The organism is Pseudomonas sp. P7548 (genome assembly GCF_013386585.1).
Taxonomy (GTDB): Bacteria; Pseudomonadota; Gammaproteobacteria; order Pseudomonadales; family Pseudomonadaceae; genus Aquipseudomonas.
Window position 1 is genome coordinate 1 of sequence record NZ_JACARO010000174.1, and the last position, 501, is coordinate 501.

The 501-nt window shown below is 65.1% G+C and carries 1 protein-coding gene; it reads right to left on the bottom strand.

The features are described from left to right. Nucleotides 1-83: 83 nt before the first annotated feature. On the bottom strand, nucleotides 84-501 hold a 418-nt coding region (locus tag HX803_RS32010), incomplete at its 5' end, for an NAD(P)-dependent oxidoreductase (RefSeq protein ID WP_178926059.1).

The following is a 501-nucleotide window of genomic DNA, read 5'->3' on the forward strand; positions in this document are numbered from 1 at the left end:
CAAGCCCGCTCCCACAGGTTTAACCGCGTTGGGTCAATTGGCTGGTCATGAACGTCAATCCCCCCATGTAGGAGAGCGTTGGATCAGTAGCCGACGGTGAAGCGTTGGCGTGAATGCTTCGGCGTTTCCACTTCGTCGATCAGGGCGATGGCGTAGTCGGCGAAGCTGATCCAGCTGCGGCCTTCGCTGCTCACCAGCAGGTCATCCTGGCCCAGGCGGAACGCGCCGGTGCGCTCGGTTTCGACAAACTCCGCCGACGGCGACAGGAAGGTCCAGTCCAGGTCTTTTTCCTGGCGCAGTACGCTAAGAAACTCGGCGCCCGCGCTGGCTTCGGCTTTGTACTCGGCTGGGAAGCCCGGGCTGTCGATCACGCGGCCACCGCCTGGCAGCAGCAGCGAACCGGCACCGCCCACCACCAGCAGGCGCTTCACGCCGGCCTTTTTCACCGGGCCGATCACGGCGCTGGCGGGCAGGGTGGCGAAGTGCGCGGCGCTGATCACC